Below are 26,608 nucleotides of genomic sequence, written 5' to 3'. Positions count from 1 at the left end.
CTGTCGGCGGCGGGTGCGAGAATCGGGCGAGAGCCCGACCGCGAACACAGGGAGCACCGCACATGGCACCGGCCGTCCCCACGACGATGGAACGCCCCCACTTCATCGGCATCGGCGGCGCCGGCATGTCGGGCATCGCCAAGATCCTCGCCCAGCGCGGCGCCCGGGTCGCGGGCAGCGACGCCAGGGAGTCGGCGACGGCAGCGGCGCTGCGCGCGCTCGGTGCCACCGTGCACATCGGCCACGCCGCCGGGCACCTGGCACCGGACGCCAGCTGTGTCGTCGTCTCCAGTGCCATCCGGCCCGACAACCCCGAGCTGGCGGCCGCCGCCGAGCAGGGCATCCCCGTGGTGCACCGCTCGGACGCCCTCGCCCGCCTGATGGACGGCCTGCGCACGGTCGCCGTGGCCGGCACGCACGGCAAGACGACCACCACCTCGATGCTCGCCGTCGCCCTCGGCTCCCTCGGCCTCGACCCGTCCTACGCCATCGGCGGCGACCTCGACGGCCCCGGCTCCAACGCCCGGCACGGCGGCGGCGAGTTCTTCGTCGCGGAGGCGGACGAGAGCGACCGCAGCTTCCACAAGTACGCGCCCGAGGTCGCGATCATCCTCAACGCGGAGCTGGACCACCACGCCAACTACGCCTCGATGGAAGAGATCCACGAGTCCTTCGAGACCTTCGTCGGCCGCATCCGCCCGGGCGGCACCCTGGTCGTCTGCGCCGATCAGGCGGGCGCCCGCGAGCTGACCGGGCGGCTGGCCCGCCAGGACATCGAGGTCGTCACCTATGGCTCGGCCCAGGATGCGGACGTCCGCGTCCTGGACGTCACCCCGCGCGGTCTGACCAGCGAGGTCACCGTCCTCCTGGGGGGCCGCGAGCTCACCTTCGCGGTCTCCGTCCCCGGCCGCCACTATGCGCACAACGCGGTCGCCGCCCTCGCCGCGGGCGTCGCCCTCGGCATTCCGGCCGGTGATCTGGCCACCGCGCTCGGCGAGTTCACCGGGGTGGGGCGCCGCCTCCAGCTCAAGGGCGAGGCGGGCGGCGTCCAGGTGATCGACTCCTATGCCCACCACCCCACCGAGATGACCGCCGACCTGGAGGCGATCCGCGGCGCCGCGGCCGGCGCCCGGGTCCTGGTGGTCTTCCAGCCCCACCTCTTCAGCCGCACCCAGGAGCTGGGCACCGAGATGGGCGAGGCCCTCGCCCTCGCCGACGCCTCCGTCGTCCTCGACATCTACCCCGCCCGCGAGGACCCGATCCCCGGCGTCACCAGCGCCCTGATCATCGACGCCGCCGAGGCCAGGGGCGCCCGGGTGCTCCCGGGGCCCGGCATGGCCGCCGTGCCGGAGGCCATCGCGGGAATGGCCCGCCCCGGTGATCTCGTTCTCACCATGGGCGCGGGCGATGTGACCGACCTCGGTCCGAAGATCCTGGCCCGCCTGGAGCACTGAGAAAGGACCCCCGGTGGCCTACGAGGTAGAGAAGACGGACGAGCAGTGGCGCGCCGAGCTGTCCCCCGCGGAGTACCAGGTGCTCCGCCGGGCCGGCACGGAGCCCGCCTTCCGCGGCGCGTACACCGACACCACCACGGCCGGTGTCTACTCCTGCCGGGCCTGTGGCGCGGAACTCTTCCGCTCCACCGAGAAGTTCGAGAGCCACTGCGGCTGGCCGAGCTTCTACGATCCCAAGGACTCCTCGGCCGTCGAGCTCCTCGAGGACCGCTCGCACGGCATGGCCCGCACGGAGGTGCGCTGTGCGCGCTGCGGCTCGCACCTCGGCCATGTCTTCGCGGGCGAGGGCTATCCCACCCCGACCGACCAGCGGTACTGCATCAACTCGATCTCGCTGCGGCTGATCCTTGACGAGGGCTGACTTGACGAGTCAGTGAATGGAGCCCCTCTTCACCCGTTGGGCTGGTGATATAAGGATTTCCTTTTCGCATTTAGCGCCGTACGCTGGGATGCGGAGCATGAACTGGGAGATCAATCTCCATCCAGCAGTGGAGTCGTGGCTGCTGAAGCTGGCGGAGGAGGATCCGAAGAGTGCGGATCTTGTTGAAGCGGCCATCGACACCCTGGCTGAGAGCGGCCCGATGCTCGGGCGGCCACTCGTAGACCGTATTCATGGTGGTCGTATCCACAACCTCAAGGAGCTGCGCCCGGCGAGCGCGGGCCGTACGGAGGTGCGCATCCTGTTCGTGTTCGATCCCGAGCGTGAGGCGATTCTCCTCGTGGCGGGAGACAAAGCCGGTCGTTGGAGTCAGTGGTACGTCGATGCGATCCCGCTGGCCGAGGCCCGCTACGACGAGTGCCTGGCCGACGTGCGACGCAGAGGAAAGGACGGCGATGTCCGGTGAGCGGTCACAGCAGTTGGGCTGAGGTGAGGCGGCAAGTGCGCGATGCCCATCCCGAGGTGTCGGATGGGGAGTGGGAGGCTCGCAGGCAGGCGGCGCGGACCGCAACCGAGGCTTATGTGCTCGGATACCACCTGCGCGAGATCCGTGAGGAGCAGGGGCTTACCCAGGTGCAGGTCGCGGCGTCAGTCGGGATTTCTCAGGCCAGGGTGTCCCAGATCGAGCGGGGTGAGATCCACAACTTGGAGACGATGCGTACGTATGCCGCGGCACTTGGCGCTCGTATCACGGTGTCGATCGAGTACGGCGACCGAACCATCGGCGCCGCTTAGGCCCTGTCCAGCGGATTACGACGCACGCCGGTTGCGGCCGCGTATTCCGCCGGACCCTCGCCGTCGTGGCGTCGTGCTGTTGCGGCGGGCCTTTTCCCGAGGCTCCGCCCCGAACCCGGGTTTGGGGGAGGGCTGACCCGTGCCGGGCTCCGAACCGGCCACCGGCTTGATCCAATTGACTAGGCTGGGTGCCCGGCGGGCCACCGCGCCCGGGAAAGAGGAGGCGAAGTGGCTGTCCCCGAAGCCGAGTACATCTGGATGAACGGCGAGTTGGTGCCCTGGGCCGACGCACGGGTCCATGTGCTCACCCATGCGCTGCACTATGGCACCGGGGTCCTGGAGGGCACCCGGGTGTATGAGACCCCGGACGGTCCGGCGGCCTTCCGGCTCGACGACCACCTCGACCGCCTGTACCGCAGCGCGCACATCCTGCGGATGAAGATCCCCTTCAGCAGGGAGGAACTGCGCCAAGCCTCCCTGGACCTGGTCCGCACCAATGGCCACCGGTCCTGCTATCTGCGGCACTTGGCGAACGTGGGCTACGGGGCCATGGGCATCGACCCCCGGGCCAACCCCGTTGATGTCTCCGTGGCGAGCTGGGAATGGGGCGCGTACCTCGGCGAGGCGGCCGCGCGCAAGGGCGTCCGGCTCCTGGTCAGCAGCTGGCGCAGGAACGACGCCAACGTCGTGCCCCCGGTCGCCAAGGCCACCGGCCCCTATCTGAACTCCGTGCTGGCGAAGCTCGAGGCGGTCGAGGCCGGCTATGACGAGGCGGTGCTGCTGTCGGGCACCGGCGTGGTGAGCGAGTGCAGCGGCGAGAACATCTTCGCCCTCGTCGGTGGCACGCTGATCACGCCGCCGGTGAGCGCCGGAGCCCTGCAGGGGATCACCCAGAACACGGTGTTCGCGCTCGCCGCCGAGATCGGCCTGCCCGTCCGGGTGGAGAACCTGGTGCGCTCGGACCTCTACACCGCCGACGAGGTGTTCCTCAGCGGCACCGCGGCCGAGGTGACCCCGGTCCGCTCGATCGACAACCGCGAGGTGGGCGACCCGGGTCCGGTCACCCGCAGGCTGATGGAGCTGTTCGACGAGGTGACGCACGGCCGCAGCCCGCTCAGCCGCAAGTGGCTCACGCCCATCTCTTGAAGGCGCTGCTTCCTGGGACCGGTGCGCGTCAGCCGCACCGCAGCACCGCCGCCGACTCCGGCGGCAGCCGCAGCACGCCGCCCGCCGCCGGGAGCCGGACCGGCCGCCAGGCCGCCAGGACCTCCGTGCAGGGCACACCCGGCCGGAGGCCGGCGGGGCGGTCGGCGAGGTTGACGGCGACCAGCACGGACCCGCGCCGGAAGGAGACGCAGCGGTCGGGGCGGACGGTCAGCTCCTGGTAGGTCCACTCCGGTCCGGTCAGCGCGGGCTCCGTGCGCCGTAGCGCGATCAGCCGCCGGTGCCAGGCGAGGAGCGAGGCGTGCGGCTCGCGCTCCGGCTCGGCCCAGTCCAGACAGGAGCGGTCCCGGGTCGCCGGGTCCTGGGGGTCGGGGACCTCCTCCGCCGCCCAGCCGTGCGCCGCGAACTCCCGCCGTCGGCCGCGCCGTACGGCCTCCGCCAGCTCCGGGTCCGGGTGGTCGGTGAAGTACTGCCAGGGGGTACGGGCGCCCCACTCCTCCCCCATGAAGAGCATCGGGGTGAAGGGCGCGCACAGCACCAGCGTGGCCGCACCGGCCAGCAGGCCGGGGGAGAGCCGGGCGGAGAGCCGGTCGCCCAGGGCGCGGTTGCCGATCTGGTCGTGGGTCTGGGCATAGCCGAGCAGCCGGTGGGCGGGCGTGCTGCGCGGGTCCAGCGGCCGGCCGTGGCGGCGGCCGCGAAACGTCGAAAACGATGCATCGGTGCCGTCGTGGAAGAAGCCCCCGCGCAGGGTCTTGGCGAGGGCATGCGGCGGATCGGCGGCGAAGTCCGCGTAGTAGCCGTGGGATTCACCGGTCAGGACGGTGTGCAGGGCGTGGTGGAAGTCGTCGTTCCACTGGGCGTGCACCCCCAGGCCGCCCGCGGCGCGCGGCGTGATCAGGGCCGGGTCGTTGCGGTCGGACTCGGCGATGAGGAACAGCGGTCGTCCGAGCCGGGCGCTCAACGCGTCCACGGCGCCGGACAGTTGGGCGAGGAAGTGCTTGGGGCGGCGGTCGGCCAGGGCGTGCACGGCGTCCAGCCGCAGCCCGTCCAGCCGGTAGTCGCGCAGCCAGGCCAGGGCGCTGCCCACCAGATAGGCGCGCACCTCGTCGGAACCGGGGGCGTCGAGGTTGACGGCCGCGCCCCATGGGGTGTGGTGGGTGTCGGTGAAGTACGGGCCGAAGGCGGGCAGATGGTTGCCCGAGGGGCCGAGGTGGTTGTGCACCACGTCGAGGACGACACCCAGCCCCAGCCCGTGCGCGCTGTCCACAAAGCGGTGCAGCCCGTCCGGGCCGCCATAGGGTTCGTGGACGGCCCAGGGGGCCACCCCGTCGTAGCCCCAGCCGTGGCGGCCCGGGAAGGGGCAGACGGGCATCAGCTCGACATGGGTGATCCCCAACTCGGCCAGGTGGCCCAGCCGTTCGGCGGCCGCGTCGAAGGTGCCCGCCGGGGTGAAGGTGCCGATGTGCAGCTCATAGAGCACCGCGCCGGGCAGCGGGCGGCCCGCCCACTCGTGCCGCCAGGCGAAGGGGGCGACCACCGCGCCCGGCCCGTCCGGCCCGTCCGGCCGGCGGCGCGAACGCGGGTCGGGCAGCACCGGGCCGTCGTCCAGGGCGAAGCCATAGCGGGTGCCGTCCGTGCCGGGCGCGGTACGGCGCCACCAGCCGGCGCGGGCCGGGTCGCGCTCCATCGCGTACTCCCGGCCCGCCGTGTGCAGCATGACCCGCTGGGCATCCGGTGCCCACACCTCGAACAGCACAAGGCGAGCCTTCCCGGGTCACTGCTGATGCAGTCCGCGCCCGCCGAGGGAGAGGAAGACCTCGCCGACCGCCTCGGACAGCGTCGGGTGCGGGTGGATGTGCTGGGCCACATCGGTGGCCTCCGCGTCCCAGCCGACGATCAGCTGGCTCTCGGCGATCATCTCCGAGACATGCGGGCCCACCAGATGCACCCCCAGCACCCGGCCGCCCCGCTCGGTGACCACCTTCACCGTGCCGCCCTGCCCGTGCACCATCCCCTTGGCGATGGCCGTCATCGGCATGGAGTTGACCTCCACCTGGTGACCCCGCTCCCGGGCCTCGGCCTCGGAGAGGCCGACGGACGCGGTCTGCGGGCTGGAGTAGGTGACGCGCGGCACGGCCGCGTAGTCGACCGGGCGGGGCGTACGGCCCGCGAGGGTCTCGGCGACCAGCAGGCCCTCGGCGAAGGAGGCATGGGCCAGGCCCAGGGACGGCGGGGGCAGCAGATCGCCCACCACATGGATCCCCGGTACCGAGGTCTCCAGCCGTGACCAGTCGGCCGGGGCGACAAAGCCGCGCTCGTCCGTGGCCAGGCCGGCGGCCGCCAGCCCCAGGCCGTCGGTGACCGGCACCCGGCCCACCGCCACCAGCAGCCGTTCCACATCCAGTTCCCGCACCTCGCCGCGGGGGGTGCGGACGGTGGCCCGTACCCCGCCGGGGTAGCGGCGGGCGTCCTCCAGCCGGGCGCCGGTCTGCACATCGATGCCGCGCTTCTTCAGCCCGCGGGTCAGCTGGCGGCTCACCTCGGCATCCTCGAGCGGCAGCAGCCGGTCGGCGGCCTCGACGAGCGTCACCCGGGCCCCCATCGAGCGGTGCAGCGAGGCGTACTCGACGCCGATCGCACCGCCGCCCAGCACCAGCACGGACTCCGGCAGGCCGGGCGCGAACAGCGCGTCATCGCTGGTGACGACGTGCTTGCCGTCGGGCTCCAGGCCCGGCAGGGTGCGCGGCCGGGAACCGGTAGCGAGCACGATCCCGCGCCGGGCCCGCCAGGAGTCCCCGGCCTCCTCGCCGGAGTCCACCCGGACGGTCCGGGCGCCGGTGAGCGAGACCGAGCCGCGCACCACCCGGACGCCCGCGTGCGACAGATGGCCCTCCACCCCGCGGTGGTTACGGGTGACGATGTCGTCCCGGGTCGCGGTCAGCGCCGACCAGTCCACGGATTCGAGCGTGCTGCGCACCCCCCACCGCTCACGGGCCTCCGCGATGCCGTCCACCAGTTCCGCCGCGTGCAGCATCGCCTTGCTCGGGATGCAGCCGCGGTGCAGGCAGGTGCCGCCCATCAGGTCGCGTTCCGCGAGGACGACCTCGAGCCCGAGCCCCGCGGCCCGCAGGGCGGTGCTGTAGCCACCGGTGCCGCCGCCGATGACGATGACATCTGTCTCTTTCATGCCTCGACCCTGCGCTCATCAGGGAGTATGAGTCCAACGCAACTTTTCGATCGAACCAATGAGAGACGCTCATGAGCTTGCGGCAGATGGAATACCTGGTCGCCGTCGTGGAGGCGAGCTCCTTCACCCGGGCCGCCGAGACCCTCAATGTGACCCAGTCCGCACTCTCGCACCAGATCAAGGCGCTGGAACGGGAGGTCGGCGGGGAACTGCTGGAACGGCTGACCCGCGGCGTCGGGCTCACCCCCATGGGACGGGCCTTCCTGCCGCACGCCGAACTCGCGGTGCGCAGCGCCGGCCAGGCGCGCCGTGCGGCCAAGGCGGCGGCCGGGGCCGAGGGCGGCGAGCTGCACATCGCCACGCTGCACGCGCTGGCGGTCGGTGTGCTGCCGCCGGTCTTCGCCCGCTGGCGGCAGGAGTTCCCGGGGGTCCGGCTGCACCTGCACGAGTCCGCGGACACCGAGGAGCTGCGGGCCCAGATGGAACGCGGGGTGGCCGATGTCGCGGTGGGCCCCCGGCCGGATTCCTGGCAGGGCCCGGTGGTGCCGCTCTGCGAGGAGGAGATCCTGCTGGTCACCTGTGCCGACGACCCGCTGGCGGGCCGGACGGATCCGGTGCGGCTGCCCGAACTGGCCGCCCGTGCCTGGGTGCGCTGCGCGCTGGAGCCGGTGGTGGAGGGGCGGCGGTGGCTGGACTGGGTCTGTGCGCAGCATGGTTTCCGTCCGCGGACCGCGGTGTGGACCGAGCATTCCACCACCGCCGTGCGGATGGCGGCGGCGGGCGTGGGGATCGTCGCCGCCCCCCGCCATCTCGCCGGCACGATGAGCGGGGCGGTGACGGTGCCCGTCGATCCGCCGTGGCGGCGCGAGCAGACCGCGTTCTCACGGGTCGAACTCACCGGGGCGGCGGGGGCGTTCGTGGGCATGTGCAGGGAGCTTGCCGGTGTGACCTCTTGATCCGTTTGATCCGTTTGATCCGTGGAAGGCGCCGATCGGCGCGCGATCGGGGCGGGATGTGCGACGGACGGCGGATGGCCCTCGGAGGGACGGCCCGGAGGATGGTGTCATGAATCCCGAACTCGAAGCATGCATCCCATCGTTGCCCCGCACCGACCCGGCCGACGCGGCTGACCCGACCGACCCGGCCACCGGCTTCGACCCCGCGGGACTGAAGTCAGCCCTGGACGGTGTTCACCGTGCCGGGATGCCGGGGGTGTACGCCGAAGTACGCGAGGCCGGCCGGATATGGCGCGGCGCCTCCGGGGTTGCCGATCTCATCACCGGCCGTCCCCTCACGCCCGATATGCGGCAGCGCGTCGGCAGCGTCACCAAGACCTTCACCGCCGCCGCCATCATGCAGCAGGCCGAGCAGGGCCGGATCGGGCTCGATGCGCCGATCGGCGGCTATCTGCCGCGGCTGGTGCCGGGAGAGCGCGGCGAGAAGGTCACGGTTCGGATGCTGCTCAACCACACCAGCGGCATCAGCGATTACCTCCCCTACGCGTTCCCGTCCCTCAAGGGGTTCCCTGCGGATCTGCCGGACATCTCGCCCAAGAGCCTGGACGACAACCGGTTCCGGCAGTTCAGCCCGGCCGAGCTGATCGAGATGGGGCTCACGGCCCCTCCCGCCGGTGCGCCCGGAGGGCCGACAGGCACGTACTCCAACACCGGTTACCTGCTCCTCGGCCAACTCCTGGAGCAGGTGACCGACACCACGGCCGAGCGGTACATCACCCGGCATGTCATCGAGCGCGCCGGGCTCCGGCACACCGGGTTTCCGGCCGGTCCGCATATCGAGGGACCGCACTCACGGATGTACGAGGCGCTGTTCGGCTTTATCGACCCGCCGCGCGACTACAGCGTCTACAACATGTCCTGGGTGGGGACGGGGGCCGCGCTGGTGTCGACCATGGAGGATCTCAACCGTTTCTACGGCGAGTTGCTCGGCGGCGAGATCGTCGACCGGTCGTCGCTGGCGCAGATGCAGCGCACGGTCCCGGTCCGCGCCCTGGACGGAAAGATGATCGACTACGGCCTCGGTCTGCACAAGGTCAGCGTCCCGGGTTGCGGCATCTTCTGGGGCCATGACGGCTCGACTTGGGGGGCCGGAACCATGTCCCTGACCCGGGCCGACGGCCGGCGTCAGATGTCCGTCGCGATCAACCTGATGAGGTGGAACAAGCTGGACTCCTCGGGGAAGCCGCAGCACCACCCCATCGACGACGCGCTGTCGACCCTGTACCGGCAGGCGATGTGCGGGGGCGGAAGCGCCCAGATCCGGTAGCCGGAGCGCGGGTCCGGCTACGCGGCGGCGGCGTAGGCGGGGCGCCCGCCGTGCAACTCGGCGCAGGTGCCGGTGCGGGCCGCGTAGAGGGCTGCGGTGATTCTGTCGAAGCCGTCGGCGGCGCGGGCCTGGGCGGAGCGGTCGAGCAGGACGGGGGTGACCATGGTGATGCCCTGCCTCTGAGCGGCAGTGATCAGGCCGGCGGACGGGTAGCCGGAGTCGGGGTAGTGCTCGGCAGGCGTCAGGCCGCGTGCGGCCGGACACTGCTGGATGCCGGCGGTTGCCTTCACATCCGGCACGGTCGCCTCGGTGGTGGCCACGTCCGTGATCAGATTCGGCACCGGCCCGCTCTTCCTGCCGGCTCCGGCTCGGTGGGAGCGTGGCAGGTCTCGGTGAGGTGGACCTTGTAGCCGCACCAGAACACCTCCTCGCCCTTGGCCGCCCAGCGGGCATCGGCGTCCCGCTTTGTGATCACCTCCCGTCCCCTCGCATCGGTGCGGACGTAGTAGGTCTGCACGAGAACCTGCCGCAGCAGCCGCACGGCCTCGGTCTCACGGATCCGTCCCGGGGCATCGGCGGCCCAGGCGGCCTGACACAGAGCAAGACCGTCCTGGGCGAACACCATCGCGAGCCGGTCACGTGCGGTCTGCGAGGAGGGCATGGTCCAGCCGTTGATGCGGGGCCCGTAAAACGGTGGGCGAACTCCGCGACGTCGATGTGCCCGGCCGGCCAGGCAGGAGCCGCGACCGCGAGGGCCTCCAGCGCGGCCCGCACGCTCTCCCCGGCCAGCTCCAAGGCGGTTCAGATCCCGCACCGCGCTGATCACGTGGGTGGAGTCGGTGTGCTGCTTGCCGCCACCGCCGACCAGCCCCGCGTCCTTGCAGTGCTCAAGGAGCCGGTCGAAGACGACCCGCTCCAGACCATGACCGGCCATCCGGGCACGGAACTTGCTCAGCACGCTCGCATCGAAGCCGGTATCGGTGAGCTCGGCCCCCCAGGGCGTACTTCCAGTCGATGGCCCGCACTGCCATCGCCGCGGCCTGCCGGTCGGTCAGATCCTCGGCGAACTGCAACACCGTCACCAGCGACAGCACCGCCGGAGACATGCCCGGGGCACCGCGCACCCCGAACGCCTCCGTGAACGGCTCATCCGCGAAGACCTCGGCGAGCCGGTCCCGCACCCGTATCGCCACGCTGCCCTTCGGGAACGCCGCCCGGGCCACCGCCACGGTCTGCTCCGGAATCTGTGGCAACCCCTTCGACTGCATCGACATCCACGCCACCTCCGCAGCCCACGACAGAGCAATGACCGCACAGCGATCATGCCGTCAACAGCACCGACCTCGCAGGGAATTGAGCAGCAGAGTCTCGTACGACGCCAAAGTCCGTACAGAGACAGGGTGTTGATGCGTGCGAGTGCGTGCGGGAACCTCAGTTATAGGCTACCGTCACACGTGGCGCTATCGACACACCAGTAGTTCACAGGCTCCTGTATTCACGCGTGGCGCCAACCTGGTACGTGCCCATCACCAGTCAAGCCAGTGCCAACATCCACCTGTCGTGCGGGGTCATCATGAGTAAGACACCTGATGGCGTCCGCCAGTAGCTGTGAGCCCACCTGCTGATCACCACGCTCTGCGGGGAGTGATATGCCGCGGGCGGGGCTGGGTCTCGACCGGCCCCCCCACTCCGGAGATCATCAGGAAGCCGCAAAGCACTGAACGGGTCCTTGTCCAGGGCCCGAACTCAAAGCCCATGCAGCGTTCGCCGCATCGAACAGGAGCGATCCATGAAGATCGGACGAAAAGTGACCACTGTTGCCATGGTGGCTGCCGCCACCTTTGGCGCTTCGATACCTGTCGCCAGTGCGGCAAACTCTACTGCCCCCAGCGTGTCGTCCGTGCAATCCGCAGGCGCGAAGCTGTCGCAAGCTGTGGCCGGGGATTGCAGCTCCTGGCTTGAAGAACGCGCGCTTGTGGTAGCAGTGGGTATTTGCAAAACTAAAGCATTCCGGGTTGCTGCCCTTTGCCGCGGGGACCGCGAGTGGCATTTCAGCGACTGGCATCAGCCCGGCCGAGCGGTTACCTATACGTGTCCGGATTATGACAATGCGCTGCAGGCCGGTATAGACACATATGACTTTGCCGGGAGCGTGAGAAAGCCAGAGTAGTCTCCGGCGGAGCCCTCGCGTCGTCTGGCTGTGGGCGGGTCACGATCGAAGCGACGTACGTGCCGCCATAGCTCTGGTGTGGGCCATTCTCCGGCTTGTTGGCGCCAATGAGTGCTTTCCTTGCTGGCGCCGATCGGCATCACACTGCCGGACAAAGTTGCCGCCTCCGCGCCCACCGTGACGAAGGCGTGGGTGAACGCCGGATTCAAGAACCAGGTGGTCGAATCACGGCGCCCGCCTCGGTATCGACGTCGAGTTCGTCCAACGCCAGCCCGGTGTCGGCGGTCAGCAGGTGTTCGGCGCCGCCTTCGAGGGCCTTGGCCGTCTCGGTGGAGCGGGGGAGCATGGTCTTCTCGTAGGTGCGGATCGCGTCGGCGACGGTGGTGGCGTTCGCGAGAGCGAGGGCGATTTCGCCGGCGTCGAGCATGGCGAGGTTGACGCCGACGCCGAGCGGTGGCATGAGGTGGGCGGCATCTCCGAGCAGTGTCACCGTCGGGTTGTGTGCCCAGGTATGCGGGACCGGGAGGGCGGAGATCGGGCGGTCGACGTAGGGGCCGTCGTTTTCGGTGATCATCCGGCGCATGCGGGGCGACCAGTGGGCGTACTCGCCCAGGAGCAGGGCGCGGATGCCGTCGGTGTCCTCGGCTGTCAGGCCGCTCGCGCTGATCCAGTCGACCGGGACTCGCTGGACGATGTAGACGCGGATGTGGTTTCCGCTGTTGCGCTGGGCGAACAGAGCGCGCTCGCCGTCGGCTGCGTGGGCGCTGCCCTGGCCGACCAGCTCGGCCAGGTCCGGGTGCCGGTTCTCGACGTCCGAGAACCGTGCTTCCAGGAAGCTCACCCCGGTGTACTCGGGGACGGCGGGGGACACGGCCGGGCGTACCCGGGAGGAGGCGCCGTCGGCGCCGATGACCAGGTCGGTCTGGATGGTCGTGCCGTCGGTGAAGTGCAATTGCCGCGGCCCGTCGGCGGGTCCACCGATCGTGCCGAGGGCACAGCCCCAGTGCACGGTTCCCGGTTGCAGGGAGTCGAGCAACAGGTTGCGCAGCTGGCCACGGTCGATTTCCGGTTTGAAGAGTTCGTGGGCCGCCGGGACTTCATGGGACGTGATCGTGCCGGCCGGGTCCAGCCGGCGCATTTCCTGCCCTTCGGGGCGGGCGAGCTTGAAGAACTCGTCGAGCAGACCGGCTTCGCGCAGGGCGATCTGGCCGTTGCCGGCGTGCAGGTCGAGGGTGCCGCCCTGGTTGCGCGCGTCGGGGCCCCGGTCGCGGTCGTGGACGGTGACCGCTATGCCGTGCTGCTGAAGGATGCGGGCGCAGGTCAGTCCGCCGGGGCCGGCACCGATGATGCTGATGCGTGCCCGGGCGGGTTCTGGGGAGTTCATGGTTTTCCCATTCGGTCGGCGAAGAGGGGCGAGCAGGCCGGGCGTTGTCGACCTTGGCACCGGATGTGACGCTCAGGTACTCACAGCACCTATAAAATCAGAGCGAGTAGAAAAGTGCAATGACTCTACTTAGTGACAGATTCGACTATCGAGTACGCTCTAGCCATGACCATGCCCTCCGCCGGCCGCCGCGACCGCAAGAAGGCGGCCACCCGGCAGGCGATCGCCGACGCCGCACTGCAACTCTTCCTGGAGCGCGGCTACGATCAGGTGAGCATCCGTGACATCGCCGACGCCGCCGACGTGTCGACCGCTACGGTGTTCAAGCACTTCAGCGGCAAGGAAGCGCTGGTATTCGACCAGGACGAAGACCGAGAGTCACAATTGATCGCCGCGGTGCGGCAGCGACCCGCCGATCAGAGCATCCTCGACGCCCTTCGACACCACGTCCTGGACACCTGGCCGTCGATTGAGGCACATCCCCAGGCGGCCGAGTTCACCGATCTGGTGAACTCCACGCCGGTGCTGCGCGCCTACGCCGAACGCATGTGGACCCAGTACACCGACAGTCTCAGCGCAGTCATCGCCGACGAGTTCGGCGTGGACCATGACAACCTCGCATGTGTGGCTCTTGCCCGATTCGTACTCGACATCCCGGTGCTCGCTCGCGGCCGGCAGGACCGCCGGGCCGCCATCGAGGCAATCTTCGACATCCTCACTCACGGCTGGGAGCCGCCGAGCAAGCCGCCCGCGCCGTAGCGCCTGGGCCGTTTCCCGGGCCCGCCTTCGACCAGCCTCGGCTTGCCCCGCTACGCGATTTCGGTCGCACCTACCCCCTGCCCGGCAACGAGAACTGACACCCCGTCACTGCTACGCGGCAAGCACCTCATTCTGATCCCAGCCCAAAGTCACTCCCGCACCAGTAGCGCCACCGGAAATTGATGAAGCAGCCGCGACAGCGGCACCCGCTCCGGGCACACCCGCCCGGTCAGCAACTCCCGCCACGAACCCCCACCCGGCAGCGCCAGCGCCGTATCACGCCATCCGCCATCCCCGACCAGCCGGTGCGGCAGGCGGGTTGCGACGGTCACCGCCTGGCCCGAGCGGGCGAAGGCCACGCAGTGCCCGGCCGCCGGGCCGGTCGCGGCCAGCGGCTCGTATGTGGCATCGGCGCCGAACCACTCGGGATGCGCCCGCCGCAGCCGCAGCGCCGTGCTGGTCAGGTGCAGCTTGTCGGCGGACAGTCCGCCCGGCTCCTCGGCGGAAAACGTCGGCGGGCGGCGGTTGTCGGGGTCGACCAGGGCCGCGTACACCCGCTCGGTGCCCATATACAGCTCCGGCACCCCCGGCATGGTCAGCTGAAGCAGGGCCGCGCCAAGGGTGTTGGCCCGGATGGACGGTTCCAGTTCATGGGCGAGGGCGGTCAGTTCCCGGTGGGCGGACCCGCAGGGGCCGGTGAGGACGAACGACTCCACCGCCGCCTCGTACGCCGCGTCCGGCTCGGTCCACGTCGTGCGCAGCGCGGCCTCGCGCATGCTCTTGACGACGGCGGGGGTGAGCCGCGGTGCGTCCGGTGTGCCCAGGCCGAAGGCGCTCTGCCAGGCGAACCACGCCACATGGGGGTCGGGGGCGGGGAACTCCGCGTGCAGCCGTCCGATCAACTCGGCCCACCGGCGGGGGTGTTCGGTCAGGGCGGCGATCCGCGCCCGGACGTCGGCGCTGCGCTTGGTGTCGTGGGTGGACAATACCGTGCCGGTGAGGGGCCAATCGCGCTGCTGCCGGGCGTTGTGGGCGTGGAACTCCTCGGGCGGGACGGCGGGCCGGTCCGGGCAGCCGCCGACCTCGGTGGCCGAGAGCAGCGGAACGTAACGGTAAAAAGCCGTGTCTTCCACTGCCTTGGCGCGCAGCGCGGCGGCGGTTTGGGCGAACCGGGCGCAGAAGTCGCGGTGTTCCGGCCCGTCCCCGAGACGGCCGAGAGCGGCGTCGCGCACCACCTCGACGACGTGCGCCTCCTCCGGCACGCCGAAGGCCGAACGGGCGCCCTGCGCCGCCTCGTCGAGCATTGCGGCATCCGCGGCGGGCACGGTCGGCCCGCCGGGTATGGCGTACGGCCGGTAGACCGGCAGCCGGACCAGGATCTCGTGCAGGGCGGTGCGCAGCGCCCAGGGGGCGTGGTCGCGCAGCGGGTGCGAGGTCTCGCTCAGGCGGACGGCGCTGCGGACCAGCCGCTCGGTCTCCGCGGCGAGCTCATGCGCCGCGATGCGGTACCCGGCCCGGCGCACGGTCGCGGGCCAGTCGCCGCCGCGGTCGGCGGGTGGGTCGGCGAAGGCGCGGTAGGCGGCGGTGAGTTCGGCGGCGCCCTCGGGGTCGGTGAAGAGGCCGTCGATGTGGCGCAGGGCGTCATAGCCGGTGGTGCCGGACACCGGCCAGTCGGCGGGCAGCCGTTCGTCCCGGGCGAGGATCTTCTCCACCACGGTCCACCGTCCGCCGGTGGCCCGGTGCAGGCGCCGGAGGTAGCCCGCCGGGTCGGCGAGTCCGTCCGGGTGGTCGATCCGCAGCCCGTCGAGGACGCCCTCGCGCAGCAGCCGCAGCACCGTGGCATGGGTGGCGGCGAAGACCTCCGGGTCCTCCACGCGCACCGCGATCAGCTCGGAGACGGTGAAGAAGCGCCGGTAGTTGAGTTCCGTGCGGGCCAGCCGCCACCAGGCGGGCCGGTACCACTGGGCGTCCAGCAGCTCGGGCAGCGGCAGCCGTTCGGTGCCGGGCCGCAGCGGGAACACATGGCCGCGGTAGTGCAGCAGATCGTCGGCCACGGTGAAGCGGTCCAGCTCCGCGCCGAGCCGCCCGGCCAGCACCGGCAGCAGGATCTTGCCGCCGTGCTCGGCCCAGTCGATGTCGAACCAGCGGGCGTAGCGGGAGGCGGGGCCGTCGCGGAGCACCTGCCACAGCGGTCCATTGAGGTGCTCGGGGGCGGGCATGGCCATGTGGTTGGGCACGATGTCCAGGACCAGGCCCATCCCGTGCGCCTGCGCGGTGTGTGCCAGGGCGCGCAGCCCTTGCTCGCCGCCGAGTTCGGCGCGGACCGCCGTGTGGTCGGTGACGTCATAGCCGTGGGTGGAGCCCGGGACGGCCTCCAGGACGGGGGACAGGTGCAGATGGGAGACGCCGAGGGAGGCGAGGTGGGGCACAACCCGCTCGGCCGCGGAGAAGGGGAACCGGGGCTGGAGTTGCAGACGGTAGGTGGCGGTCGGCCAGGACGAGTTGTTGCGCTTCATGGGAACATGCGTACCCTGCTGGGCGGTTCGCCGCCCCTACGGCACGGTGGCAGGAGTCAGAAGGGGCGTTGGAGCACCGCCAGGCTGCGATCGGTCAGCGTGAGCCGGCCGCCGGCCTCGGCCTTCGGTCCGTCGCGCAGCACGCCCTCCGCACGCGCCGTGTCGACGATGACCTGCCACTGCCGGCCGTGCTCCAGGGGGACCACGAAGTCCAGTGGCCGGTCATGGGCGTTGAACATCAGCAGAAAGGAGTCGTCGACGACCGGCTCCCCGCGCGGTCCGGGCTCGGAGATCGCACCGCCGTTGAGGAAGACGGTCAGCGATTTGGCGTGCGCCGCCTGCCAGTCGCCGTCCCGCATCTCCTCCCCCTCGGCAGTGAACCAGGCGATGTCGGACAGCTCGTCATGGGTGCCCTGCACCGGGCGGCCGTGGAAGAAGCGCCGGCGCCGGAAGACCGGATGGTCCCGGCGGAGCCAGATCAGCGAGCGGGTGAAGGCCAGCATCCGGCGGGCCCGGGCGGACGACTCGTCATAGGGGTGCGGCCAGTGCACCCAGGACAGTTCGCCGTCCTGGCAGTAGGCGTTGTTGTTGCCGTGCTGGGTGCGGGCGAACTCGTCGCCGTGGCTGAGCATCGGCACGCCCTGGGACACCAGCAGGGTGGCGATGAAGTTGCGCATCTGGCGCTCGCGCAGCGAGAGCACCTCCGGGTCGTCCGTCTCGCCCTCGGTGCCGCAGTTCCAGGACCGGTTGTGGTGCTCGCCGTCCTGATTGTCCTCGCCGTTGGCCTCGTTGTGCTTGTGGTCGTAGGAGACCAGGTCGCGCAGGGTGAAGCCGTCATGGCAGGTGACGAAGTTGATGGAGGCCAACGGGCGCCTGCCGTCGCCCTGGTAGAGGTCGGAGGAGCCGGTGAGGCGGGAGGCGAACTCCGCCAGGGTGGCGGGCTCCCCGCGCCACAGATCACGCGAGGTGTCGCGGAACTTGCCGTTCCATTCGGTCCACAGCGGAGGGAAGTTGCCGACCTGGTAGCCGCCCTCGCCCACGTCCCACGGTTCGGCGATCAGCTTGACCCGGCTGACCACGGGATCCTGCTGCACCAGGTCGAAGAACGACGACAACCGGTCCACCTCGTGGAACTGCCGGGCCAGCGTCGCCGCGAGATCGAACCGGAAGCCGTCCACCCGCATCTCGGTCACCCAGTAGCGCAGCGAGTCCATGATGAGCTGCAGCACATGCGGGCTGCGCATCAGCAGCGAATTGCCGGTGCCCGTGGTGTCCAGGTAGTAGCGCGGATCGTCGGCCAGCCGGTAGTACGAGGCGTTGTCCAGCCCGCGGAAGGACAGGGTGGGCCCGAGGTGGTTGCCCTCGGCCGTGTGGTTGTAGACCACGTCCAGGATGACCTCGATGCCCGCCGCGTGCAGGGCCCGGACGGCCGACTTGAACTCCAGTACCTGCTGGCCCCGGTCGCCCCAGGAGGCATAGGCATTGTGCGGGGCGAAGAAGCCGATGGTGTTGTACCCCCAGTAGTTGGCCAGCCCCTCGTCCGCCAGCCGGTGGTCATGGACGAACTGGTGCACGGGCATCAGCTCGATCGCGGTCACCCCCAGCTCCGTCAGATGCCCGATGACCGCCGGGTGCGCCAGCGCCGCGTACGTCCCCCGCACCTCCTCCGGCAGCGCCGGGTGAAGCATCGTCAGACCCTTGACATGGGCCTCGTAGATCACCGTGTGGTGGTAGTCGGTACGCGGCGGCCGGTCGTCGCCCCAGTCGAAGTACGGATTGACGACGACCGAAGTCATCTGGTGCGGCGCCGAGTCCATATCATTGCGGCGCTCGGGGTGACCAAAGTGATAGCCGTAGACCGCCTCATGCCAGTCGATGGCCCCGCTCATCGCCCGAGCGTAGGGATCCAACAGCAATTTGGCGGAGTTGCACCGATGTCCCCGCTGAGGCTCATACGGTCCGTGCGCGCGGAAGCCATAGCGCTGACCCGGCATCACCCCCGGCAGATAGGCATGGCGGACAAACGCATCGCTCTCCCGCAGCTCCACCGCCGTCTCCGAGCCGTCGTCGTGCAGCAGACACAGCTCGATCCGCTCGGCGGCCTCGGAGAACACCGCGAAGTTGGTGCCGGCACCGTCATAGGTGGCACCGAGGGGATACGCCTGTCCGGGCCAGACCTGCATGGGTGACTCTTTCGCTCGTCCCGCTTGGTCGAGCTTCAGATCTTCCCCGAAAGCCGCGCGGCCACCGCTCCATCGGGCACCTCCACCCGGGAGACGGACACCTGTTCCGCCGCCGTCCTCGGGCGCGGTCGCAGGGCGCGCCCTATGAATCGGCTCACTTCCGGCGCCGGTGCCGGAGGCAACGGCCACCTCCCGCGGACGAGTTCGACGGCGGCCCACCAGGCGCGTGTGCGTCGCCTCCCGCGGGCGCAGTAGTCTGCCTTGATCGTTGAACAGGGGCGGAAGGCGGTGCGCTGGTGAGCTCGGGCGGGCTGGAGCTGCCCCCTGCGGACGGGGACCCGGGGGAGCCAGGAGGCGGGACCCCGGGGAACGCACCCCCCGGCGCGGTGTCCCTCGCCCGCCCCGGCGAGATCGGCACGGAACTGGACTGGGGCGCCGCCGCCTGGGACGAGGTGTGCACCCGCGCCCGGCGGGCCGGCCGCGCCTACATCTGGCTCAACCTGGTGGAACAGCGGCTGCGCGCGGTGGTCGCCGCGGTGCTGCGGCCCGTCTACGAACCGGTGCACGGCGAGGACGAGTGGGTGGTCGCCGCCGCCGGACCGGCCGGCCAGGAATGGGTGCAGCGGGCCGTAGCGGTACGGGAGGTGAGCCGCCGCAAGGGCTATCTGCTGGACCCGGCCGACGACAACGTCCTCAGCTTCCTCACCCTGCCCCAGCTGCGCGAACTGCTCGTCCAGCACTGGCCCTGCTTTGAGCCCTACCTGGACGACCGGCGCGATCTCGAACTCGCCCTCGATGAACTCGAGGTCTCGCGCAATGTGGTCTCGCGCAACCGCGCCCTGTCCCAGACCGTCCTCGCCCAGGCCGAGCGCGCCTCCGCCCGGCTGCTGGACATCCTCGGCACCGGCGGCGGCACCGGCGTCCCCGCCGCCGACCGGCTGCCGGTGGACGCCATGGAGGACCTGGTCGGCGACCGCTACGCCGATGTGGTGGGCGTCCACCCCGACCGGGTGCGCCTGCAGCGGCAGCTGCCCGTCGAGGACCTCTTCGGCAGCGCCCGCCGGCTCGACGCGGTGGGCATAGGGCTCAACCTGCTCGTCCAGAACTACTCCGGGCGCCGGCTGGTCCGCCTCGCCGAGTCCGGCTGCCGGGCCCGCCTGCTCTTCCTCAACCCGGCCAGCAGCGCGGTCCGCCGCCGCGAGCGCGAGCTGGGCATCAGGAAGGGGGAGATGAGCCGGTCCGTCGAGATGAACATCCGGCACATGCGCCGGGTGCGGGACAGTCTGCGGGACCCCTCGGCCTTTGAGATCCGGGTCTTCGACGAGACTCCCCGCTTCACCGCCTATCTGGTCAACGGCGATGGCTCGGGCGGCGGCCTGGCCGTGGTGCAGACCTATCTGCGCAAGGCGCGCGGCATGGAATCCCCGGTGCTGGTGCTGCGCGGCGGCGGCCGGGACGTGCTGCGCGAGGGACAGGATCAGGAGCACGGCCTGTTCGAGACCTACCGCGAGGAGTTCGAGAGCGTATGGACGGACTCCCGCCCCGTCTCCTGACCCCCGCCCGTCTCCTGACCCCCGTTGTCAGTGGGCCGTGCCAATCTTGGGGAACCACGCGGGGGAAGCACCACCGAAGGGGGAATGCGCCATGGCCTGGCACGGCGAACCACTGACCGGCTTCGACCTGGAGACCACCGGCACCGACATCGAGACCGACCGCATCGTCACCGCGGCCCTGGTCCGGCTGGGGCCGGACGGCGGCCTGACCGGGCGGCACGGCTGGCTGATCGACCCAGAGGTCCCGATTCCCGCCGAGGCCACGGCGATTCACGGCATCTCCACCGAACACGCCCGCGCCCACGGCGACTTGGCCGCCACCGCGATAGAGGGGATCACCCGGGCGCTCGCCGAGACCCTCGGCGCCGGCCTACCGCTGGTGATCATGAATGCCCGGTATGACCTCTCCCTCCTCGACCGCGAGTGTCGGCGGCACGGCATCATTCCCCTCTCCGAACGCCTGGGCGCGGAGCCCTCGCCCGTCATCGACCCCCTGGTCCTCGACAAGCACGCGGACCGCTACCGCAAGGGCAGGCGCACCCTCCAGGCACTGTGCGCCCACTATGGAGTGGAGCTGGAGACGGCGCACGAGGCCGGGGCCGACGCGGTGGCCGCGGCCAGGGCGGCCCGCCGCCTCGGGCAGCGGCACCCGGCCATAGGGGCGGCCTCGGCGGCCGAGCTGCACGCCCTGCAGATACGGGCGGCGGCCGAGCAGGCCGAGTCACTGCAGCGCCATCTGCGCCGGACGGACCCCACCGCGCGGATCACCTCGGCCTGGCCGCTCGTGCCCGCCGGGCGGTAGACGGAGTCGGCGAGACGGAATCGGCGAGAAGGGATCGGCCAGAAGGGATTCGCCCGGCTCAGAACGGATACCACCGCACCGTCGCATCCCCCTCCCGCAGGGACGCGACCCGGCGCTCGAACTCCGCCCGCGCCGCCGGATTTCCCGGCGCATGCTGTGCCACCCATGCGCAGCTGGCCGTCTCCCGGGCCCCGCGCAGCACGCCGCAGCCGGCCCACTCCCGTACGTCCCACCCATAGGTGCGCACAAAGGCGTGGTACGCCTCGGCGTCCAGCCCGTACCGGTCCAGGCTCAGGGCCATCGCCACCAGATCGTGCTCCCGCAGGTCCCGCGCGAAAGTCTCCAGATCCACCAACACCGGCCCGGCGGGCCCGATGTGCACATTGCGCGGCAGCGCATCGCCATGGACCGGCCCCGGCGTCAGCTCGGGCACCAGCTCGGCGGCGGCCGCCGCGAACCCGTCCCGGCGCTCGCGCAGATAGTCGGCATCGGCCGGGTCGATGGCGTCCCCGGCCAGCCGCAGCCAGCGCTCCACACCGCCGAGCAGATCGCGCCTCGGCAGGGCGAAGTCCGGTTCCGGCAGCGCGTGGACCAGCCGCAGCAGCCCGGCGAGATCCGCGGGCCCGGCCGGGCGCGGCGCATCGGGGAGCCGGTGCCAGAGGGTGACGGGATGGCCGTCGTGGACGAGTGCCTCGGGCTCGGCCGCCCGGACGGCCGGCACCCCGCACTCGGCGAGCCAGGCCGCGACGCGCAGTTCATGCTGCGCGCGCCTCAGCAGCGAGCCGTCCCGGCTCACCTTGGCGACCAGACCACCGACGGCGAAGACCGCGTTCTCCCCGAGTGCCAGCAACTCGGCAGCCACCCCGCCGTTTCCGGCCAGTGCCCCCGTCAGCACCTCGCGCGCCCGCTGCTCCGTGAACGCCATGTCCCTGCCTCCCACACCTGCCGTCGAGCCGGTCACCGAGCCGGTCACCGAGATTCTCCCCTCCCGCCGCGGCGACCGGAGGCCGGGGTTCCCCTCCGGTGCGGGCGCTCCTGGTACGGTCTCCCCTCCGGCCGCCGTGCCTCACCCCCACGGGGCGCGGCGGCCGCCCCCGTTGGTACGGGAGGAACGTCCGCCCATGACCGTGGCGGCGCTCGGTTTCGCCCTCCGCATCACGTAACGGTTCCCTGGTTCCATTAACCACTTCGGGCTGCTAGGGTTCTGTCCAAGCGGTTAACGGAACCGCAGATCCGTTAAATGTGGTCACCGAAAGAGGACAGTCATGGAATACAGGCGGTTGGGCGCGTCCGGACTCAAGGTCCCCGCACTGAGCTTCGGCGCCGGCACCTTCGGCGGTCAGGGACCCCTGTTCGGCGCCTGGGGCAACACCGATGGACAAGCGGCCCGCCGCCTCGTCGACATCTGCCTGGATGCCGGGATCACCATGTTCGACACCGCCGACGTCTACTCCGGCGGTGCGTCCGAGGAAGTACTGGGCGAGGCGATCAAGGGCCGCCGGGACCAGGTGATCCTCTCCACCAAGACCGGCCTGCCGATGGGCGACGGCCCCGGCGACGCGGGCACCTCGCGCTCGCGCCTGATCGCCGCGTGCGAGGCCGCGCTGCGCCGCCTCGGCACCGACTACATCGACCTGTTCCAGCTGCATGCCTTTGACGCCGGCACGCCGGTCGAGGAAGTGCTCGACACCCTCGACACCCTGGTACGGGCGGGCAAGATCCGCTATGTGGGGGTCTCCAACTTCTCCGGCTGGCAGACGATGAAGTCGCTCGCCGTCGCGGAGCGGAACGGCCACCCGCGCTATGTGGCGAACCAGGTCTACTACTCCCTCGTCGGCCGCGACTACGAATGGGAGTTGATGCCCCTCGGCCTCGACCAGGGCCTGGGCGCGGTGGTCTGGAGCCCGCTCGGCTGGGGGCGGCTCACCGGCAAGATCCGCCGCGGCCGGCCGCTGCCGGCCGGCAGCCGGCTGCGCGACACCGCCGACTACGGCCCGCCGGTGGCGGACGAACACCTCTACCGCGTTGTCGACGCCCTCGACGAGATCGCCCAGGAGACCGGCAAGGCCATCCCGCAGATCGCCCTCAACTGGCTGCTGCAGCGGCCCACCGTGTCCTCCGTCATCATCGGCGCCCGCGACGAGCAGCAGCTGCGCCAGAACCTGGGTGCCATCGGCTGGACGCTCACCCCCGAGCAGATGGCGAAACTCGACGAGGCAAGCAGCAAGCCGGCCCCCTACCCGTACTTTCCCTATGAGCGCCAGGAGGGCTTCGCCCGGCTCAACCCGCCGGTCGGCGGCCGCACTTCCCGCACCGCGCCGCACCTCGGGTGACCTAAAGTGCTCAGGTCAGTTTCCATGGCGACCTGAGAAGGAATCGCGAATCATGCCGACTGAGACGTTTGAGTTTCAAGTAGAGGCGCGCCAGCTCCTGCAGTTGATGATCCATTCGATCTACTCAAACAAGGACGTGTTCCTGCGCGAGCTGATCTCCAACGCCTCCGACGCGCTGGACAAGCTGAGGCTTGCGGCCCTGCGCGATGACACGCTCGGCACGGATGTGACCGACTTGCACATCGGCATCGAGGCCGACCGGGAAGCCCGCACCCTGACCGTGCGGGACAACGGCATCGGCATGTCGCACGACGAGGTGGTCCAGCTCATCGGAACGATCGCCAACTCCGGCACCGCGAGGTTCCTGCAGGAGCTGAGGGAGGCCAAGGACGCCGCTGTCACCGAGGACCTCATCGGGCAGTTCGGCATCGGGTTCTACGCCAGCTTCATGGTGGCCGACCAGGTCACCCTGCTGACCCGGCGGGCCGGCGAGAGCCAGGGCACCCGCTGGACGTCGGACGGCGAGGGCACCTACACCATCGGGACGGTGGACGAGGCGCCGCAGGGCACCGCGGTCACGCTCCACCTCAAGCCGGTGGACACCGAGGACCAGCTCCATGACTACACCGACCCCCGGAAGATCAGGGAAATCGTCAAGCGGTACTCGGACTTCATCACCTGGCCCGTCCGGATGGCCCCCGAAGGGACGCCGGAAGGAACGGCGGAGAACGACGACGCCCCGCGCGAGCCCGAGACGCTGAACTCGATGAAGGCGCTCTGGGCCCGGTCGCGGGACGAGGTGTCCGACGAGGAGTACCACGAGCTGTACAAGCACATCAGCCACGACTGGACCGATCCGCTCGAGACCCTCCGCCTGCAGGCCGAGGGGACCTTCGAATACCAGGCACTGCTGTTCATCCCCTCGCAGGCGCCCCAGGACCTGTTTATGCAGGAGTACAAGCGCGGAGTCCAGCTCTATGTGAAGCGCGTCTTCATCATGGCCGACTGCGAGGCGCTCCTGCCCCCCTACCTGCGGTTCGTCAAGGGCGTCGTCGACGCCCAGGATCTGTCGCTCAATGTGTCCCGGGAGATCCTGCAGCAGGACCGCCAGATCCAGCTGATGCACCGCCGCCTGACGAAGAAGATCCTGTCCACCGTCAAGGACATGAGGTCCGGCGCCCCGGAGCGCTACGCCACGTTCTGGCGCGAGTTCGGCAGCGTCCTCAAGGAAGGGCTGCTGAGCGATTTCGAGAACCGGGACGCCATCCTCGCCGTCTCCTCGTTCGCCTCGACCCATGACAAGGACGAGCCGACCACCCTGAAGCAGTATGCCGAGCGCATGAAGGACGGCCAGGAACACATCTTCTATATGACGGGCGAGTCCCGGCAGTCCATCGAGAACTCCCCGCACATGGAGGCGTTCCGGGCCAAGGGCATCGAGGTGCTGCTGCTCACCGACCCGGTGGACGAGGCCTGGGTCGGGGCCGTCCCCGAGTTCGAAGGCAAGCAGCTGCGGTCCATCGCCAAGGGCGTGGTCGACCTCGACACCGAGGAGGAGAAGAAGGAGGCCGAGACCGAGCGCGAAAAGCAACAGCAGGAGTACGCGGGGCTGTTGACCTGGATGACGGAGCGGCTGAGCGAGGACGTCAAGGAGGTGCGGCTCTCCTCCCGTCTCACCGTCTCGCCCGCCTGCATCGTCTCGGACACCCACGACATCACCCCGGCCCTGGCGAACATGTACCGCGCCATGGGCCAGGACGTCCCGCACACCAAGCGGATCCTTGAGCTCAACCCCGGCCACCCGCTGGTCAGCGGACTCAACAAGGCGCACGGCGAGCGCCCGGAGGACACCGGCCTCGCCGAGACCGCCGAGCTCCTCCATGGCATGGCACTGCTCGCCGAGGGCGGGGAGCTGGGTGATCCCTCACGTTTCATCACCTTGCTGGCGGACCGCCTCGAACGCACTCTGTAGCAGCACCCCGTGAGCTTCCGCGGGCCCCCTGCCCGGGCCCGCGGAAGCGCCACCGGACAGAATGTCCGCCATGACCATTACCTCTGCCACCTCTGCGCAACGGTTCGAGCCGGGATCGACGGCGGTCCGCCGGGACGTCTTCCGGGACAAGGTGTGGACGGCCACCCCGCGGAGGGTGATCGAGGACTCGGGCAGTGCGCTGACGCTCGCCCACTGGCCCGGCGCCGAGGGGCTCGCGCCCACCACCTATATCGACTCCCTGCGGACGGATTCCCCGGCGGCGGGCAACCGGGCGCGGAACCAGGGATTCGCGGATCTGGCCTCCGGCAGCTGGGAACTCGGCCGCTGGACCTGGCGGGACACCACCGTGCTCAGCCGCTTCGCAGCAGGCGAACACTTCAGCGTCCACCTGTTCTTCGATGTGGACCTCCGGCCCCGGAACTGGTACGTCAACTTCGAACTGCCCTTCAGGCGAACCGCGATCGGCATCGACACCTGCGATCTCTTCGTGGACCTCGTCATCGCGCCGGACCTGTCCCGGTACGAGTGGAAGGACGAGGACGAATACGCGCAGGGGCGGCGGCTCGGACTGATCGACGAGCCGCTGCACGGGCGGATCGAGGAGGCGCGGGAGCGGGCTCTTGCGCTGCTCGAGGAGCGGCAAGGCGCCTTCGCCCAGGGGTGGCTGGACTGGCGGCCCGCGCCCTCCTGGCCGCTGCCGGAAATGCCCGCCGAGTCCACACCGGCGAAATCCCCCGCCTGACCGGCCCGCCCCCTGGGTTCCGGCTCCGCTACGGCTGGTTTCTGAACACCTTGCCCAGCAGCGGAAGTTGCCCGAGGGCGTGGGTCACGGGAGCCAGCGGGCCGCCCTCCTGCTTCCCTTCCGGCCGCGACGGCCGGGGGAGCTCCTTCGACTCCAGGGCGTCGGTATGCGGAAGGTCGGCCTGTGCCTGCAACTCCAGGGTCTCGGGAACAACCGGACGAACGGTGGCTTCCATCGCTGCCGCCTCCACGGGGGCAATGGCGGCAATCGACAGGGCGGCGGCCAGCGGCGCGATCGCATGACGCAGACGCATGGGTGTTCTCCTTCACGCAGACGACAAGCTACGCAAGGAGAACGAACCGGGATAGTCCGGGTCACCGCCGGGCAGGGTGGTCAGTCGCCGCGCAGCGCGGCGCGGACTGCGGACGCCCCGCGCTTGGCGGCATCCACGGCCCCGCCCGGGACGTCGTACGCATACACCTCCGCGGCCCGCTCCAAGCGGCAGTCGCGGCAGTGCGTTTCATCCGCGACGGGCCGGATCATCCGCCCGCAGCCTCCCGCGCACGAGCGCAGCGACCGCGGGGGCGGTGGGGGTACGGAGGCGAGTTGCTGCCGGACCGTCGGAATGTCGGGCATCTTCCGGGTGAGCCGATCACGGACCAGCCCGGCCGCCGAGTGGACAGGCTGGGGCAGGCCGAGCGTCAGCGCATCACGCAGGTCGCCTACCGAGGCGCCGCGCAGCAGCCATTCACCCGCGAGCGGCGCGAGATCGCGTACCTCACGCCCGGTCAGCCGCAGTTGCCGCTCGGTGTGGGTGACGGCGGCCAGGGCGAGGGCGCCCCGCTCGGCCA

24 protein-coding genes and 1 pseudogene are annotated in these 26,608 nt (G+C 70.5%); 14 read left to right on the top strand and 11 right to left on the bottom strand.

Translation table 11 applies throughout. The annotated features are described in order from the left end of the window. Nucleotides 1-62: 62 nt before the first annotated feature. The 5 genes from murC (at nucleotide 63) to ABCR83_RS13970 (ending at nucleotide 3,834) form a co-directional block, all read left to right on the top strand. Entirely contained in the window at nucleotides 63-1,454 is a 1,392-nt protein-coding gene (gene murC / locus ABCR83_RS13990) for a UDP-N-acetylmuramate--L-alanine ligase (RefSeq protein WP_462695286.1), read from the top strand. A 13-nt stretch (nucleotides 1,455-1,467) separates the two neighbouring features. Continuing rightward, nucleotides 1,468-1,875: a peptide-methionine (R)-S-oxide reductase MsrB gene (msrB, locus tag ABCR83_RS13985; protein WP_462695285.1), complete on the top strand. Its 408-nt coding sequence runs from the start codon at nucleotides 1,468-1,470 to the stop codon at nucleotides 1,873-1,875. Nucleotides 1,876-1,972: 97 nt separating this feature from the next. Next, nucleotides 1,973-2,359 carry a type II toxin-antitoxin system RelE/ParE family toxin gene (locus tag ABCR83_RS13980; RefSeq protein ID WP_462695284.1) on the top strand — a complete coding sequence of 129 codons (387 nt, stop codon included), beginning with the start codon at nucleotides 1,973-1,975 and terminating at the stop codon, nucleotides 2,357-2,359. Nucleotides 2,360-2,394: 35 nt separating this feature from the next. Further along, nucleotides 2,395-2,688 (top strand): helix-turn-helix domain-containing protein, encoded by a 294-nt coding sequence (locus ABCR83_RS13975; RefSeq protein WP_462695283.1) that lies wholly within the window; start codon nucleotides 2,395-2,397, stop codon nucleotides 2,686-2,688. 228 nt (nucleotides 2,689-2,916) lie between these two features. Next, entirely contained in the window at nucleotides 2,917-3,834 is a 918-nt protein-coding gene (locus ABCR83_RS13970; protein WP_462695282.1) for a branched-chain amino acid transaminase, read from the top strand. Nucleotides 3,835-3,862: 28 nt separating this feature from the next. Here ABCR83_RS13970 and treZ read toward each other — a convergent pair whose 3' ends face one another. Next, nucleotides 3,863-5,608 carry a malto-oligosyltrehalose trehalohydrolase gene (treZ, locus tag ABCR83_RS13965; RefSeq protein WP_462695281.1) on the bottom strand — a complete coding sequence of 582 codons (1,746 nt, stop codon included), beginning with the start codon at nucleotides 5,606-5,608 and terminating at the stop codon, nucleotides 3,863-3,865. A gap of 18 nt (nucleotides 5,609-5,626) precedes the next feature. Then, complete coding sequence (gene lpdA, locus ABCR83_RS13960; RefSeq protein WP_462695280.1) at nucleotides 5,627-7,039, bottom strand: dihydrolipoyl dehydrogenase; 1,413 nt, start codon at nucleotides 7,037-7,039, stop codon at nucleotides 5,627-5,629. Between the two features lie 71 nt (nucleotides 7,040-7,110). Between lpdA and ABCR83_RS13955 the strand changes: the two genes are divergently transcribed. Both ABCR83_RS13955 and ABCR83_RS13950 read left to right on the top strand, forming a co-directional pair. Then, nucleotides 7,111-7,995, top strand: a complete 885-nt coding sequence (locus tag ABCR83_RS13955; RefSeq protein WP_462695279.1) for a LysR family transcriptional regulator — start codon at nucleotides 7,111-7,113, stop codon at nucleotides 7,993-7,995. Nucleotides 7,996-8,104: 109 nt separating this feature from the next. Next, nucleotides 8,105-9,322, top strand: a complete 1,218-nt coding sequence (locus tag ABCR83_RS13950; protein ID WP_462695278.1) for a serine hydrolase domain-containing protein — start codon at nucleotides 8,105-8,107, stop codon at nucleotides 9,320-9,322. A 17-nt stretch (nucleotides 9,323-9,339) separates the two neighbouring features. On the opposite strand, the gene ABCR83_RS13945 is transcribed toward ABCR83_RS13950, so the two are convergent. From ABCR83_RS13945 to ABCR83_RS13935, 3 genes are read right to left on the bottom strand one after another with little or no spacing between them, the layout of a single operon-like run. Next, nucleotides 9,340-9,663, bottom strand: a complete 324-nt coding sequence (locus tag ABCR83_RS13945; RefSeq protein WP_462695277.1) for a hypothetical protein — start codon at nucleotides 9,661-9,663, stop codon at nucleotides 9,340-9,342. Beyond that, entirely contained in the window at nucleotides 9,651-10,280 is a 630-nt protein-coding gene (locus ABCR83_RS13940) for a hypothetical protein (RefSeq protein WP_462695276.1), read from the bottom strand. The genes ABCR83_RS13945 and ABCR83_RS13940 overlap by 13 nt, the downstream gene beginning before the upstream one ends. Further along, nucleotides 10,210-10,596: a transposase gene (locus ABCR83_RS13935; RefSeq protein WP_462695275.1), complete on the bottom strand. Its 387-nt coding sequence runs from the start codon at nucleotides 10,594-10,596 to the stop codon at nucleotides 10,210-10,212. Before ABCR83_RS13935 ends, ABCR83_RS13940 begins: the two co-directional genes overlap by 71 nt. A 515-nt stretch (nucleotides 10,597-11,111) precedes the next feature. Between ABCR83_RS13935 and ABCR83_RS13930 the strand changes: the two genes are divergently transcribed. Next, nucleotides 11,112-11,492, top strand: a complete 381-nt coding sequence (locus tag ABCR83_RS13930; RefSeq protein WP_462695274.1) for a hypothetical protein — start codon at nucleotides 11,112-11,114, stop codon at nucleotides 11,490-11,492. Nucleotides 11,493-11,697: 205 nt separating this feature from the next. Here the strand turns inward: ABCR83_RS13930 and ABCR83_RS13925 are convergent, their stop codons facing one another. Beyond that, nucleotides 11,698-12,876 (bottom strand): FAD-dependent oxidoreductase, encoded by a 1,179-nt coding sequence (locus tag ABCR83_RS13925; RefSeq protein ID WP_462695273.1) that lies wholly within the window; start codon nucleotides 12,874-12,876, stop codon nucleotides 11,698-11,700. Nucleotides 12,877-13,041: 165 nt separating this feature from the next. On the opposite strand from ABCR83_RS13925, the gene ABCR83_RS13920 reads away from it, so the two are divergent. Next, nucleotides 13,042-13,635, top strand: a complete 594-nt coding sequence (locus ABCR83_RS13920) for a TetR/AcrR family transcriptional regulator (RefSeq protein ID WP_462695272.1) — start codon at nucleotides 13,042-13,044, stop codon at nucleotides 13,633-13,635. A gap of 149 nt (nucleotides 13,636-13,784) precedes the next feature. On the opposite strand, the gene treY is transcribed toward ABCR83_RS13920, so the two are convergent. Together treY and glgX are read right to left on the bottom strand one after the other, a co-directional pair. Continuing rightward, entirely contained in the window at nucleotides 13,785-16,151 is a 2,367-nt protein-coding gene (gene treY, locus ABCR83_RS13915) for a malto-oligosyltrehalose synthase (protein WP_462695271.1), read from the bottom strand. Nucleotides 16,152-16,207: 56 nt separating this feature from the next. Beyond that, nucleotides 16,208-18,334 carry a glycogen debranching protein GlgX gene (gene glgX, locus ABCR83_RS13910; protein WP_462695270.1) on the bottom strand — a complete coding sequence of 709 codons (2,127 nt, stop codon included), beginning with the start codon at nucleotides 18,332-18,334 and terminating at the stop codon, nucleotides 16,208-16,210. Nucleotides 18,335-18,630: 296 nt separating this feature from the next. Between glgX and ABCR83_RS13905 the strand changes: the two genes are divergently transcribed. Beyond that, the gene (locus ABCR83_RS13905; protein WP_462695269.1) at nucleotides 18,631-19,887 is read left to right on the top strand and encodes an SAV2148 family HEPN domain-containing protein; all 1,257 of its coding nucleotides are present in this window, start codon (nucleotides 18,631-18,633) and stop codon (nucleotides 19,885-19,887) included. 91 nt (nucleotides 19,888-19,978) lie between these two features. Next, nucleotides 19,979-20,689: an exonuclease domain-containing protein gene (locus tag ABCR83_RS13900; RefSeq protein WP_462695268.1), complete on the top strand. Its 711-nt coding sequence runs from the start codon at nucleotides 19,979-19,981 to the stop codon at nucleotides 20,687-20,689. 58 nt (nucleotides 20,690-20,747) lie between these two features. Here ABCR83_RS13900 and ABCR83_RS13895 read toward each other — a convergent pair whose 3' ends face one another. Further along, a complete protein-coding gene (locus ABCR83_RS13895) occupies nucleotides 20,748-21,614 on the bottom strand; it encodes a phosphotransferase enzyme family protein (RefSeq protein WP_462695267.1) in 867 nt (288 codons plus the stop codon). 340 nt (nucleotides 21,615-21,954) lie between these two features. On the opposite strand from ABCR83_RS13895, the gene ABCR83_RS13890 reads away from it, so the two are divergent. The 3 genes from ABCR83_RS13890 (at nucleotide 21,955) to ABCR83_RS13880 (ending at nucleotide 25,757) form a co-directional block, all read left to right on the top strand. Further along, nucleotides 21,955-23,022 carry an aldo/keto reductase gene (locus tag ABCR83_RS13890; protein WP_462695266.1) on the top strand — a complete coding sequence of 356 codons (1,068 nt, stop codon included), beginning with the start codon at nucleotides 21,955-21,957 and terminating at the stop codon, nucleotides 23,020-23,022. A gap of 52 nt (nucleotides 23,023-23,074) precedes the next feature. Continuing rightward, nucleotides 23,075-24,994, top strand: coding sequence for a molecular chaperone HtpG (htpG, locus tag ABCR83_RS13885; protein ID WP_462695265.1), 1,920 nt, complete (start codon nucleotides 23,075-23,077; stop codon nucleotides 24,992-24,994). Between the two features lie 70 nt (nucleotides 24,995-25,064). Beyond that, nucleotides 25,065-25,757, top strand: coding sequence for a ribonuclease FAU-1 family protein (locus ABCR83_RS13880; RefSeq protein WP_462695264.1), 693 nt, complete (start codon nucleotides 25,065-25,067; stop codon nucleotides 25,755-25,757). A gap of 28 nt (nucleotides 25,758-25,785) precedes the next feature. On the opposite strand, the gene ABCR83_RS13875 is transcribed toward ABCR83_RS13880, so the two are convergent. Beyond that, nucleotides 25,786-26,070, bottom strand: coding sequence for a hypothetical protein (locus ABCR83_RS13875; protein ID WP_462695263.1), 285 nt, complete (start codon nucleotides 26,068-26,070; stop codon nucleotides 25,786-25,788). An 80-nt stretch (nucleotides 26,071-26,150) separates the two neighbouring features. Continuing rightward, nucleotides 26,151-26,608, bottom strand: a pseudogene (locus tag ABCR83_RS13870) (hypothetical protein); the annotation flags it as partial.

This window comes from Streptomyces xingningensis (assembly GCF_054957865.1).
Note: the sequence above shows the minus strand (reverse complement) of the source record. Positions and strands in the feature narration are given on the sequence as shown.